This is a genomic window from Pseudomonas sp. LM13, assembly GCF_041381355.1.
Classification (GTDB): Bacteria; Pseudomonadota; Gammaproteobacteria; order Pseudomonadales; family Pseudomonadaceae; genus Stutzerimonas; species Stutzerimonas frequens.
On the sequence record NZ_JACBXH010000003.1, the window covers coordinates 66,078 to 78,579 of the forward strand.

Genomic DNA, 12,502 nt, shown 5'->3' on the forward strand with positions numbered 1-12,502 from the left:
CGTCACTCGGCGAACCGGCGGAACACCAGCGAGCCGTTGGTTCCACCGAACCCGAAAGAGTTGGACACGACGACGTCGATCGGCCGCGGCTTGGCCTGATTCGGCACGAAGTCGAGGTCACAGCCCTCGTCCGGCTCCTCCAGGTTGATCGTCGGCGGCGCCACCTGATCCCGGATGGCCAGAACGCTGAAGATCGCCTCCACGGCACCGGCCGCACCGAGCAGGTGACCGACCATGGACTTGGTCGAACTCACCGACAGCTCGTAGGCGTGGCCACCGAATACGCTGCGAATGGCGGCAGCCTCGGCCTTGTCGCCAGCCGGCGTCGAGGTTCCGTGAGCGTTGATGTACTGCACCTGCTCGACGTTCAGCTGGGCGTCGTTCAGCGCATTGCGGATGCAGCGCGCCGCACCGGCTCCGTCGTCGGGCGGCGAGGTCATGTGGAAGGCGTCTGCGCTCATGCCGAAGCCGATCAGCTCGGCATAGATATGCGCACCGCGTGCCTTCGCATGTTCGAGCTCTTCGAGCACCAGCGCCCCGGCTCCGTCGGAGAGCACGAAGCCATCGCGCCCCTTGTCCCACGGCCGGCTCGCCCCTGCCGGGTCATCGTTGCGCGTGGAAAGCGCGCGCGCCGCGGCGAAGCCGCCAATGCCGAGCCCGCAGGCCGCCATCTCGGAACCGCCGGCGACCATCACGTCGGCTTCGCCGTAGGCAATGTTGCGCGCGGCCATGCCGATGCAATGGGTGCCTGTGGTGCACGCTGTGGCGATTGCATAGTTGGGGCCTTGCAGGCCAAGGTGAATCGACAGGAAACCGGACACCATGTTGATGATCGAGCCAGGCACGAAGAACGGCGAAATACGCCGCGGCCCCTGCTCCATCAATGCCTTGCAGCTGTTCTCGATGTTGGTCAGGCCACCGATACCCGAGCCCATCGCCACGCCGATTCGCTCGCGATTGGCATCGGTGATCTCCAGACCCGAATCACGCACAGCCTGAAAACTCGCAGCGAGGCCATACTGAATGAAAAGGTCAAGCTTGCGAGCTTCTTTCGCTGGCAGGTACTGCTCGACATCGAAGCCTTTGATTGACCCGCCAAAACGAGTGGAGTAGGCCGAAAGATCCATGTGCTCGATCAGGCCGATACCACTGCGACCAGCAAGAATACCCTGCCAGCTGCTTGGCACATCGTTACCCAGAGGCGAAAGCATGCCCATCCCGGTGACTACGACGCGTCTACGCGACACAGCGATTACTCCTATACCTAAACGTACTTGGCTCACTCCTGCCGCGACAGGAACGGTTCGAGCGCAAGGCAAGCGCCCGCAGTCTCGATAAAACCCCTCTCAAAGAAAAGCCGCACTACCCGATCAAGGCAGTGCGGCTTTCTTGATTCCGAGCGGATTACAACTTACTGCGCGTGCGCGTTGATGTAATCGATGGCTTCCTGAACGGTGGTGATCTTCTCAGCCTGCTCGTCCGGGATCTCGGTCTCGAATTCCTCTTCCAGAGCCATCACCAGCTCAACGGTGTCAAGAGAGTCGGCACCCAGGTCTTCGACGAAGGAAGCGCTGTTGGTTACTTCCTCTTCTTTAACGCCAAGTTGCTCGGCAACGATTTTCTTGACGCGTTCTTCGATGGTGCTCATACCTTGTTTTCACTCCTATGGAAAAATCAGGCAGCTGGTTTGCGCGGTAGTGTATAGAAAGCGTTTTCCGCATTTCAAGCTGGAAGCAGGCAAGCATGACGCCGCCTTCAACCATCTATCTATAAATCAGCTGCAGTTTTATAGCTAATTTAAAGACAGCCGTTATGACTGTCCTCCTGCGTTTGGCGTCACACTCAGCTCATGTACATGCCGCCATTCACCGGCACCGTGGCACCGGTAACATAGGCAGCGCCGTCAGAAGCAAGGAAAGCAACGACCTTGGCAATCTCTTCGGCCTGACCGAGACGCCCCAGGGGAATCTGCCCCAAGAGCGCATCACGCTGGGCTTCCGGCAACTCGCGAGTCATGTCGGTGTCGATGAAACCAGGCGCCACGGAGTTCACCGTAATGCCACGCGAACCGACTTCCCGCGCCAATGCACGGCTGAAACCCTCCAGTCCGGCCTTGGCTGCGGCGTAGTTTACCTGCCCGGCGTTACCCATGGCACCAACCACCGAACCGATATTGATGATCCGCCCCCAGCGCGCTTTGGTCATGCCGCGCAGCACCGCCTTGGACAGGCGATACAGGCTGTTCAGATTGGTATTGATGACGTCATACCATTCGTCATCCTTCATGCGCAGCATCAGGTTATCGCGGGTGATCCCGGCGTTGTTGACCAGAATCGCCGGCTGCCCGAGGTGCTGCTGAATGTGCTCCAGCGTGCTGCTGACCGATTCGTCATTACCGACATCGAGCACCAGACCTGCACCTTCGATACCGTTTTCCTTCAGCGTTTCGGCGATGCGCTCGGCGCCTGAAGACGTGGTCGCCGTCCCGATCACGATGGCACCCTGACGGCCCAGCTCAAGGGCAATGGCCTGGCCGATGCCGCGGCTCGCACCGGTTACCAGTGCCACCTTACCTTGCAGATTCATAGCGTTCTCCTTGTTCATGCCAATGCACCACGGGTCGCGGCAAAGGCTTCGGGGGTGTCGAGATTGTAGGTGCTGACGCCCTTGACGCAGCGCTTGTTGAGACCGGACAGCACCTTGCCGGGGCCGCACTCGACCAGCGAAGTCACGCCGCGATCACCCAGGACCACCATGGATTCGACCCAGCGCACCAGGCTGTACAGCTGAGCCAGCAGATCGCGCTTGAGCGTATCCAGATCGGCCACCACCGCGGCACTGACGTTCTGCACCAGCGGGATCTGCGGCGCCTGCCAGGCGATCGCCTCGACCGATGCGGCGAAGCGCTCGGCTGCGGGGCGCATCAGATCACAGTGCGATGGCACGCTGACCGGCAGCGCCATCGCGCGCTTCGCGCCTTTGGCCTTGCAGGTCTCGATGGCGCGCTCCACGGCCGCAGCACTACCGGCGATGACTACCTGACCCGGTGCATTGAAATTGACCGCACTGACCACCTCACCCTGAGCGGCCTCGGTGCAGGCAGCCAACACATCGGCATCTTCGAGACCGAGGATAGCCGCCATGCCACCCTGGCCGGCCGGCACCGCCTGCTGCATCAGCTGACCACGCAGCTCGACCAGCTTGACCGCATCGGCGAACGGCAAGCTACCAGCGGCAACGAGTGCGGAATACTCGCCGAGGCTATGTCCGGCAACGAAAGCAGGCCGCGCACCACCCTCCGCTTGCCACAGGCGCCAGAGCGCAACAGAAGCAGCGAGAATGGCCGGCTGGGTCTTGTCGGTCTGATTCAATTGCTCTTCCGGGCCCTGCTGAGTCAGTGCCCACAGGTCGTAACCCAACGCAGCGGAAGCCTCGGCAAAGGTATCGATTATCACGCTCTGCTGAGCACCAAGCTCGGCCAGCATGCCGAGCGATTGCGATCCTTGGCCAGGAAAGACGAAAGCGAGTGATGCAGACATGAAAACGACTCTCTTATAGGTTCTGTTCGTCTGAAGAACACGCCCGTGCAGGCGTACCGAATTTCAGTTGGATGGCCAGCCATCTCCAGCGGTCACATCATCCGCCCCACTGGATAGCCTGTCGCCAGAGAGAAATTGCCCCAGACGACTGCGCAGCTGCTCCGGAAGATCATGCTCGACATCCTGCGTCGCACGACGAATGGCCGCCTTGAATCCATCCGCACCGGCGCTACCGTGACTCTTGACCACAATTCCCTGCAACCCAAGAAAACTAGCACCGTTGTATTGCGCCGGGTTGAGTTCCGCACGCAATCTACGCAACAGCGGCAGCGCAGCTGCGCCGACGATGCGCGCCGCGACCGAGCGGCGGAACAGCGCCTCAACCTTGGCGACCAGCATCCCGGCCAGTCCCTCACTGGATTTGAGCAACACGTTACCTACGAAGCCATCGCACACCACGACATCCGCTTCGCCGCGATATAACCCATCACCCTCGATGAAGCCACGGTAATTGAGACCCGAAGCCTGCTGCAGCAGCGCAGCGGCCAGCTTGACCTGCTGATTGCCCTTTATCTCTTCCGTGCCGACGTTCAACAGCGCAACGCGCGGCTGCTTTGTCCCGAGGGACTCCGCGGCCACAGCACCCATTATCGCGAACTGGTAGAGCTGCGCGGCCGGGCAATCGACGTTGGCGCCGAGATCCAGTAGCAGGCAAGGCGCGCCTTGCGTCGGAAGCGCGGTTACCATAGCCGGCCGATCGATACCGGGAAGGGTTTTCAGCACCTGACGCGCCAGCGCCATCAGCGCACCGGTATTACCGGCGCTCACACAGGCTTGCGCATTACCGTCACGCACCTGCTCGAGCGCCAAACGCATCGACGAACGAGGCTTGCCGCGTAACGCTTGAGCAGGACGCTCGTCCATCGCGACCATCTCAGGCGCATCGACGATTTTCAGGCGCGAGTGATCGACGCCGGAATGCTTGGCAACCAGCTGTTCAAGAAGCGAGGATTGGCCGACGAGGACCAGATGCAGCGAGGAGTTTTCAGCCAGACAAGAAAGACTGGCCGGAACAATGCAGTGGGGACCGAAGTCCCCACCCATTGCATCGATCGCGATGACCGGAGCGGACAAGGATTACTCGTCAGCGCCCTTGTCGATCACCTTGCGACCACGGTAGAAACCGTCCGGGGAAACGTGGTGACGCAGGTGAACTTCACCGGTGCTCTTTTCCACGGACAGAGCGTTCGGCTCGAGCGCGTCGTGAGAACGACGCATGTCACGGGCGGAACGGGATTTTTTGTTCTGCTGAACAGCCATTTGGATCAACTCCTAAACGTTTGGGTCACGCTTTAACTGCGCCAGTACGCTGAACGGGTTGGACCGCGTTACCTCGTCCTCACTCGGCTCAGGCTCATCTGGCCCAACCGGCGGCTGGCAAATTTCAGGGTCATGGAGTGGAACAATGGGCAGAGCGAGCAACAACTCGTCTTCGACCAGCGCCAGCAGATCCAGAGGATCCTCTCCCACTTCCAGCACGTCGTAGCCCTTGGGCAGGTGCTGACTGCTCGCCCCTTCATTCACAACGGCATAATCGCACTCGCTATGAATTGGCAGAACAACCGGCTCCAGACAGCGCTGGCAGATCATCTTGACCTCAACGTCGAGCTGACTGTGGATCACCACAGTACGCTGCTCGTCGCGCCCAAAGGCAAAACTGGCGCGCACCACACCCTGATCATCTTCGAGAGGATCGGCGAGCCGCTTGAGCTGCGACAGCTGCAGCTCACCCTCAAGAGTGGCCGCTCGGTCAGCGAGCTTGCGCGGATCAACGTGCGGAGGTATCGGTCCTTTCAACATAAGCGCGGCATTCTAGGGAGGAGCCTTTCGGCTGTCAAAGGAATTCCGCCCATACGCGCCGCCCACTTACAATTGCCGACCCATGCATATAAAGGAAGGACTCATGCGCCATCTGCTGCTTGCCTCCAGCTCCCGCTACCGTCAGCAATTGCTTTCGCGCCTGCAGGTTCCATTCGACAGCTGCTCTCCCGATATCGACGAAACCCCCATGCCAGGAGAAGCTGCGGAGCAACTGGTGCGTCGACTGGCCGAACATAAAGCCCGAGCCCTGGCAGCCAGCCACCCGAACCACCTGATCATCGGATCCGACCAAGTGGCCGTGCTGGATCAACAGATTCTCGGCAAGCCCGGCTCGCCAGAGCGCGCAAAGGAGCAATTGCAGGCTGCCAGCGGCAAAAGCGTTCGATTCCTGACCGGCCTGGCCGTGCTCGATAGCGCAACCGGCCGAATCCAGGTGGACTGCGTACCATTCACCGTGCACTTTCGAACGCTGGACGAGGCACTGATCGAACGCTACATCAGCATTGACCAACCCTTCGACTGCGCCGGCAGCTTCAAAGCTGAAGGGCTGGGCATCAGACTGTTTAGGGCAACGGAAGGAGCAGACGCGACCAGCCTGATTGGACTACCACTGATTCGCCTGACGGACATGCTGCTGAACGAGGGGATCGAAATCCCCTGACACTACCTCAGCATTGGCCCCTGCACACCGACCAGCATTGCCAGACGCTCGGCGACGCCCGCCCCGAGCTTCTTGGTAAACCGATCGAGCGGCGACTCCTTGACCGTATAGTCGACCATTTCCGGCTCACCGATCACTTCGCGCGCGACGTGAGCGGTACTTCCCAGGCCATCAACAAGCCCCAGCTCGAGGGCCTGCTCGCCCGACCAGATGAGCCCTGAGAACAGTTCGGGGTGCTCGGCATCCTGAAGCCGCTCACCCCGACCGCGCCTGACGCTATCAATGAACTGCTGGTGAGTAGTGGCCAGCACCTCGCGCCAGAACTCGGTCTCCTCGGGCTTTTCCGGCTGAAACGGATCCAGGAATGCCTTGTGCTCGCCTGCCGTGTAGACCCGACGCTCGACACCCAGCTTCTGCATGGTATCGACAAAGCCGAAAGTGGCTGCCGTAACGCCGATCGACCCCACCAGACTGGACTTGTCGGCATAGATCTCATCTGCCGCACTGGCGATGTAATAGGCACCCGAGGCACCCAGATCGGTGATCACGGCATAGACCTTGATGGCCGGGTACTCGCCGCGCAAACGGCGAATTTCGTCATAGATGTATCCCGACTGCACCGGACTGCCGCCGGGGCTGTTGATGCGCAGGATCACGCCTTTTGTATTCGCATCTTCAAACGCTGCCTGCAAGGCCCCGACGACGTTGTCGGCACTAGCCGACTCCTCGTCGGCAATCATGCCTCGCACATTGATGACCGCGGTGTGACTCTCCCGCACAGCCTTGTCTTTTCCGAACTGCAGTGCAGGCGAAAACAGCGCCAGCGCCCCGAACAAATAGATGAAGGTCAACAGCTTGAAGAATATGCCCCAACGCCGTGCACGCCGCTGCTCCTGCACACCCGCAAGCAGGGTCTTCTCCAGCAACTTCCAACTGTTGCGATCGTCCTTGGACTCATCCACCGGAGCTTTCCATTCATCCGACATACGTATTCACCTCGGAACCAGCCATGGAGCGCAGCCAACTGCCGAGCCCCGAAAAACAATCGATCACCAGGCGCGGCTCGAACTGCTGCAGGACCTGCAGCGGCTGCGCGCCGTAGCCAACCGCAACACTGTCCACCCCAGCGCGATGAGCCATCTGCAGATCGAACACCGAATCCCCGATCATCAGCGCCCGCTCCGGCCGAACACCGCAGTGCGCGAGGATCTCTTGAATCATCAGTGGATCAGGTTTGCTAGCCGTTTCATCCGCGCAACGCGTGATATCGAACAGATCCTCCCACCCCTGCCCCGCCAGCACACGATCAAGCCCACGACGCCCCTTGCCGGTCGCAACCGCGAGCAAATAGCCAGCCTCGCGAAACTCCGAAAGCGCCTCGGTGACACCGGGGTATGGCATCGAAGGCTGAGCTTCCAATCCCAAGTAATGGTCGACGTAGTGCTGACGAAACGCCTCGACCAGCGCCGTATCGACCTGATTCGGGTACAGCATCTCGATAGCTTCAGGGAGCGCCAGCCCAATGATGCCCTTGACCGCCGCATCGTCGACCTGCGGCAGACCACAGATCCGAGCAGCAACATGGATCGATTCGACGATACGCCCGATCGAGTCGACCAGCGTGCCATCCCAGTCGAATATCAGCAGCTGGTAGTTACTCACCAAGTCGCTCCAGCGTCCTCGCCCACATTTCATCCACCGGGGCCTCCAGCGACAGCTCGCCACCATCAGGGAGCGGCACCTTCAAGGCATAGGCGTGCAGAAACAGCCGCTTGCCGCCCAGATCGCGAATCTCACGAGTGAACTCTTCATCGCCGTACTTGCTGTCACCGGCAATGCTGTGGCCTGCGTGACGCGCATGCACTCGTATCTGATGGGTACGCCCCGTCACCGGCTTGGCCTCGACCAGAGTGGCAAATTCGCCGAAGCGACGAAGTACGCGAAACAGCGTCAGCGCCTCCTTGCCGTCGTCAGTCACTTCGACCATCCGCTCGCCGGAGCGCAGGGTGTTCTTCAACAGCGGCGCACTGACCTGCTTCTTCGATGTCTCCCAACGCCCGCGCACCAGCGCCATGTAGCGCTTGTCGACACCATCCCCTCGCAGGGCCTGATGCAGATGGCGAAGCATGCTGCGTTTCTTGGCCACCATAAGCAGGCCGGACGTATCCCGATCCAGACGATGGACCAGTTCGAGCTCCTTGGCGTCAGGACGGAGCTGACGCAAGGCCTCGATCACTCCATAGCTCAACCCACTGCCACCATGCACGGCGATACCGGCGGGCTTGTTCAGCACGATAAGCGACTTGTCCTCATAGACGATGGCGTTTTCCAGCCGCTCCAGCAGTCCCTGCGCGAGCGGCTCCGGCTCATCGCGCTCCGCCAGCCGCAACGGCGGAACGCGCACGAGATCGCCCGCCTGGAGCTTGTACTCAGGCTTGATCCGCCCCTTATTCACCCGCACCTCGCCTTTACGCAGAATGCGGTAGATCAGCGTTTTGGGGACGCCTCTGAGCTGGGTTCGAAGGAAGTTATCGATGCGCTGGCCGGCAAGTTCCGGCGCGACCTCGAGTATTTGCACACCGGAGGTCTGGGAGGGGGTATTGGTCATCGCGGCATGATACCAATTTTCATGGAATTGAAGCACTTAAACATTGCTGTTATAGTCGCGAACGCCGCCAAAAGCGGTCAGGTCACAGGATGCCAGCGATATCGCCATCCGTGACCGGCAAACAATGTTCGAGGACGTGAGGCCGTCCGACGGAGCTTCCCTCAAGTAGCGGTGAAGTTGCGAAACAAGCCTTGAAGACATGATGCGTGCCCCTTAGGGGAATCGCGATAATCGACAACCCGCTCCCCGGATTCTGCGAGCGGCACCCGATTTTCAAAGTATGCGTGTTGGGTGGAGATGCACAGCATCGGATTGCGTAGCAAAGGCTTTCACAGACGTTTCATTCCGTCCGCTACCGATGCCTGATTCCTCCTCCCGAACCATTGCTTCTGTTCCGACAGCAAGCAGGAGACGTCGTCGCGACGCCGGCCCATTTGGCCGCACATCGCTGGACACTGGAGTGCCTTACAACCATTCCTGACTCACCTGACACCGACCGCGAGAGTCGTGTGTGCCGAACGCCGTTTCCGGATGCCACGGAAACCGACGGTACTACATGAAAAGAATGCTAATTAACGCAACTCAGCCTGAAGAGTTGCGTGTCGCACTGGTCGACGGCCAACGCCTGTTCGATCTGGACATCGAATCCGGTGCCCGCGAACAGAAAAAAGCCAACATCTACAAGGGCAAGATCACCCGCGTCGAGCCCAGCCTCGAAGCCGCTTTCGTGGACTTTGGTGCAGAACGCCACGGTTTTCTTCCTCTCAAGGAAATCTCCCGCGAGTACTTCAGCAAGGCACCTGAAGGCCGTGTGAACATCAAGGACGTCCTGCGCGAAGGCCAGGAGGTCATTGTTCAGGTCGAGAAAGAGGAACGCGGCAACAAGGGCGCCGCCCTTACCACCTTCATCAGCCTTGCCGGCCGCTACCTGGTGCTGATGCCGAACAACCCCCGTGCGGGCGGCATTTCGCGCCGCATCGAGGGCGAAGAGCGCAACGAGCTGCGCGAAGCGCTGAATGGCCTCAATGTCCCTGCCGATATGGGCCTCATCGTACGCACCGCCGGCCTGGGTCGTTCCAGCGAAGAGCTGCAATCGGATCTGGACTACCTGCTGCAACTCTGGACCGCGGTCAAGGAGGCGTCCCAAGACCGTGCTGCCCCGTTCCTGATCTATCAGGAATCCAACGTCATCATTCGCGCCATCCGCGACTATCTGCGCCAGGATATCGGCGAAGTGCTGATCGACAGCGTCGAGGCACAGGACGAAGCACTGAGCTTCATCCAGCAGGTGATGCCGCAGTACGCCAGTAAGATTAAGCTCTACGAAGACTCCGTTCCACTGTTCAACCGTTTCCAGATCGAAAGCCAGATCGAAACAGCCTTCCAGCGTGAAGTGAAGCTGCCTTCCGGCGGCTCCATCGTTATCGACCCGACCGAAGCCCTGGTGTCCATCGACATCAACTCGGCGCGAGCCACCAAGGGTGGCGACATCGAAGAAACCGCGCTGCAGACCAATCTGGAAGCGGCCGAGGAAATCGCACGCCAGCTGCGCCTGCGCGACATCGGCGGCCTGATCGTGATCGACTTCATCGACATGACGCCGGCCAAGAACCAGCGCGCCGTCGAAGAAAAGATGCGCGAAGCCCTGGAAGCCGACCGCGCACGCATCCAGGTCGGCCGCATCTCGCGTTTCGGCCTGCTGGAGATGTCACGCCAGCGCCTGCGCCCATCCCTGGGCGAAACCAGCGGCATCGTCTGCCCACGCTGCAACGGCCAGGGCATCATTCGTGACGTCGAATCGCTGTCGCTGGCAATCCTGCGCCTGATCGAAGAAGAAGCCCTCAAGGACCGCACCGCCGAGGTTCGCGCCCGCGTGCCCTTCCAGGTCGCAGCCTTCCTGCTCAATGAAAAGCGCAACGCGATCACCAAGATCGAACTGCGCACTCGCGCACGTATTTTCATCCTGCCGGACGACCATCTGGAGACGCCGCATTTCGAAGTGCAGCGCCTGCGTGACGACAGCCCCGAGATCGTTGCCGGTCAGGCCAGCTACGAGATGAGCCAGAGCGAAGCCGAAGAAGTCCAGCCGGTCAGCTCGACGCGCACCCTGGTTCGCCAGGAAGCCGCGGTCAAGACCGCACCGCAGCGCAGTGCACCCGCCAGTGCCGCTCAGGCCCCTGCCGAAGCACCCGTGGCCACGCCTGCACAAGAACCGAGCCTGTTCAAGGGCCTGATCAAATCGCTGGTCGGCCTGTTCGCAGGCAAGGCCGAGGAGCCACAGCCCGCTGCGCAAGTGGAAAAGAAGCCGGCATCCGCCCGTCCGCAGCGTAACGACGAGCGCCGTAGCGGTCGCCAGCAGAACCGCCGGCGCGACTCGCGTGGCGGACGTGATGACGAGCGCAAATCGCGTGAAGAACGCCAGCCGCGCGAAGAGCGCCAATACCGCGAGGAACGCCAGCCGCGTGAAGACCGGCAAGAGCGCCAGCCGCGCCCACCTCGCGAGGAGCGCAAGCCCCGCGAGCAGGCAGAGGCCGGAGAAGCCCAGCCACGTCGCGAACGTGCCCCGCGTGAAGAACGCAAGCCCCGTGAAGAGCGCAAGCGTGAGCTGCGCGCACCGATCGACGAGGCGCCGGCAGTAGCGCAGGAAGAGCAGGCCGAGCGCCAGCCTCGCCCCCCGCGTGAAGAGCGCAAACCGCGTGCCGAACAGCCGGCCGCAGCTGCGGACGAGCTGCTGCAGCAGGTCGTCGAAGCGGGCGAAACCGAAGACGCTCAGGAAGCCAATGACGGCACCGAAGGCAATGAGAGCGAGCGCCCACGTCGTCGCTCCCGTGGCCAGCGCCGTCGCAGCAACCGCCGTGAACGCCAGCGCGATGCCAACGGCAATGAGATCGAGGAAGTCGATGAGCGCAATGCCCCGGTGAAAACCGAAGAAATCGCCATCGCTGCAACTGCTGCCGCTCTGGCCGCCAACACCGCCGATACCGAGGCTGCGCCGCAGGCAACGCTGGCCGAAGACGCAGTGATCCAGACCAGCAGCGAAGGCATCGCGACGATCGTCGAGCACGCACCGGCCACCGAGGCCCCTGTTACCCAGGAAATGGACGAGCGCAAGGTTCTCGAGGAGCCGACCGCGGTCGAGGCTCCGGTACAACCGGCTGAAGAAGCGCCGAAAGAGGTAGCGCAGCCCGCTCAGCAGGCAGCGGCTCCGCAGCCTGCGCCCGAGCCGGTGGTCGAGAAGACCGAAGCGGCACCGGTTGCCACCCCGGCGTTGACGCCGAGTGGTCGCGCGCCCAACGATCCGCGTGAGGTCCGTCGCCGTCAGCGTGAAGCCGAGCGCCTGGCCAAGGAAGCGGCTGAAGCCGAAGCCAAGGCCGCTGCGGAACAACCGCTCGCTAGCCCGGAAATCGTCGCCAGTGAACCTGTCGTCGAAGCCCAGCCGGAACAGCCAGCCGCTCAGCAGGTAGCCGACGTCCAGCCCGAGCAGACAGTAGAGCCGGTGCTTGCCGAGGAACAGCCTGCGGCTGAAGAGAAGCCGATCGAACCGACCACCGAGCAGGCACCAGCCGCCGATGCAAGCGAGCGTGATCCGCTGGCATCGCTGACCGACGAGACACCTCAGCCTGCTACCGATGAATCGGAGCAGCCTGCTCAAGGAACCGAGCCGGACAGTCGTGAGAAGCCGCAAGGCTAAAACGACACTGCTGTTGAAAGGGGATGCTTCGGCATCCCTTTTTTATTTCTGTTGTCCCGTCCTGAACAAGGTCTACACCTCGCTCGAGCACAGCGGAGCGGGCGAACGGAACAGCACATACG

Annotated in this window: 12 protein-coding genes; 2 read left to right on the forward strand and 10 right to left on the reverse strand. The window is 61.3% G+C overall.

All coding sequences use genetic code 11. From position 1 onward, the window contains the following. Nucleotides 1–2: 2 nt before the first annotated feature. From fabF to HZR81_RS04185, 7 genes are all read right to left on the reverse strand, one after another. Nucleotides 3–1,247, reverse strand: coding sequence for a beta-ketoacyl-ACP synthase II (fabF, locus tag HZR81_RS04155; protein WP_063539884.1), 1,245 nt, complete (start codon nt 1,245–1,247; stop codon nt 3–5). Between the two features lie 164 nt (nt 1,248–1,411). Next, on the reverse strand, nt 1,412–1,648 hold the full coding sequence (gene acpP, locus HZR81_RS04160) for an acyl carrier protein (protein ID WP_003283670.1): 237 nt from the start codon (nt 1,646–1,648) through the stop codon (nt 1,412–1,414). Between the two features lie 194 nt (nt 1,649–1,842). Continuing rightward, complete coding sequence (fabG, locus tag HZR81_RS04165; protein ID WP_063539885.1) at nt 1,843–2,586, reverse strand: 3-oxoacyl-ACP reductase FabG; 744 nt, start codon at nt 2,584–2,586, stop codon at nt 1,843–1,845. Nucleotides 2,587–2,600: 14 nt separating this feature from the next. Then, complete coding sequence (gene fabD, locus HZR81_RS04170) at nt 2,601–3,539, reverse strand: ACP S-malonyltransferase (RefSeq protein ID WP_500127407.1); 939 nt, start codon at nt 3,537–3,539, stop codon at nt 2,601–2,603. Between the two features lie 63 nt (nt 3,540–3,602). Then, on the reverse strand, nt 3,603–4,673 hold the full coding sequence (gene plsX, locus HZR81_RS04175; RefSeq protein WP_152481464.1) for a phosphate acyltransferase PlsX: 1,071 nt from the start codon (nt 4,671–4,673) through the stop codon (nt 3,603–3,605). 3 nt (nt 4,674–4,676) lie between these two features. Further along, entirely contained in the window at nt 4,677–4,859 is a 183-nt protein-coding gene (rpmF, locus tag HZR81_RS04180; protein ID WP_003293518.1) for a 50S ribosomal protein L32, read from the reverse strand. A 12-nt stretch (nt 4,860–4,871) separates the two neighbouring features. Next, nucleotides 4,872–5,399 carry a YceD family protein gene (locus tag HZR81_RS04185; protein ID WP_063539888.1) on the reverse strand — a complete coding sequence of 176 codons (528 nt, stop codon included), beginning with the start codon at nt 5,397–5,399 and terminating at the stop codon, nt 4,872–4,874. A 103-nt stretch (nt 5,400–5,502) separates the two neighbouring features. Between HZR81_RS04185 and HZR81_RS04190 the strand changes: the two genes are divergently transcribed. Further along, nucleotides 5,503–6,081, forward strand: coding sequence for a Maf family protein (locus HZR81_RS04190; protein WP_156243762.1), 579 nt, complete (start codon nt 5,503–5,505; stop codon nt 6,079–6,081). Between the two features lie 2 nt (nt 6,082–6,083). On the opposite strand, the gene sppA is transcribed toward HZR81_RS04190, so the two are convergent. The 3 genes from sppA to rluC are packed head-to-tail and all read right to left on the reverse strand — an operon-like array spanning nt 6,084 to nt 8,689. Further along, nucleotides 6,084–7,067, reverse strand: coding sequence for a S49 family peptidase (gene sppA, locus HZR81_RS04195; protein WP_500127408.1), 984 nt, complete (start codon nt 7,065–7,067; stop codon nt 6,084–6,086). Beyond that, nucleotides 7,057–7,743 carry an HAD-IA family hydrolase gene (locus HZR81_RS04200; RefSeq protein WP_500127409.1) on the reverse strand — a complete coding sequence of 229 codons (687 nt, stop codon included), beginning with the start codon at nt 7,741–7,743 and terminating at the stop codon, nt 7,057–7,059. The genes sppA and HZR81_RS04200 overlap by 11 nt, the downstream gene beginning before the upstream one ends. Then, nucleotides 7,736–8,689, reverse strand: a complete 954-nt coding sequence (gene rluC / locus HZR81_RS04205; RefSeq protein ID WP_063539892.1) for a 23S rRNA pseudouridine(955/2504/2580) synthase RluC — start codon at nt 8,687–8,689, stop codon at nt 7,736–7,738. The genes HZR81_RS04200 and rluC overlap by 8 nt, the downstream gene beginning before the upstream one ends. 556 nt (nt 8,690–9,245) lie before the next feature. Here rluC and rne point away from each other — a divergent pair. Continuing rightward, nucleotides 9,246–12,380 carry a ribonuclease E gene (gene rne / locus HZR81_RS04210; RefSeq protein ID WP_500127410.1) on the forward strand — a complete coding sequence of 1,045 codons (3,135 nt, stop codon included), beginning with the start codon at nt 9,246–9,248 and terminating at the stop codon, nt 12,378–12,380. Nucleotides 12,381–12,502 lie beyond the last annotated feature (122 nt).

Excerpts from the sequence above, each read along its gene's own strand:
- acpP (WP_003283670.1), bottom strand. The coding sequence starts at position 1,648 with ATGAGCACCATCGAAGAACGCGTCAAGAAAATCGTTGCCGAGCAACTT.
- fabG (WP_063539885.1), bottom strand. The coding sequence starts at position 2,586 with ATGAATCTGCAAGGTAAGGTGGCACTGGTAACCGGTGCGAGCCGCGGC.
- fabD (WP_500127407.1), bottom strand. The coding sequence starts at position 3,539 with ATGTCTGCATCACTCGCTTTCGTCTTTCCTGGCCAAGGATCGCAATCG.
- rpmF (WP_003293518.1), bottom strand. The coding sequence starts at position 4,859 with ATGGCTGTTCAGCAGAACAAAAAATCCCGTTCCGCCCGTGACATGCGT.
- HZR81_RS04185 (WP_063539888.1), bottom strand. The coding sequence starts at position 5,399 with ATGTTGAAAGGACCGATACCTCCGCACGTTGATCCGCGCAAGCTCGCT.
- HZR81_RS04190 (WP_156243762.1), top strand. The coding sequence starts at position 5,503 with ATGCGCCATCTGCTGCTTGCCTCCAGCTCCCGCTACCGTCAGCAATTG.
- sppA (WP_500127408.1), bottom strand. The coding sequence starts at position 7,067 with ATGTCGGATGAATGGAAAGCTCCGGTGGATGAGTCCAAGGACGATCGC.
- rluC (WP_063539892.1), bottom strand. The coding sequence starts at position 8,689 with ATGACCAATACCCCCTCCCAGACCTCCGGTGTGCAAATACTCGAGGTC.
- rne (WP_500127410.1), top strand. The coding sequence starts at position 9,246 with ATGAAAAGAATGCTAATTAACGCAACTCAGCCTGAAGAGTTGCGTGTC.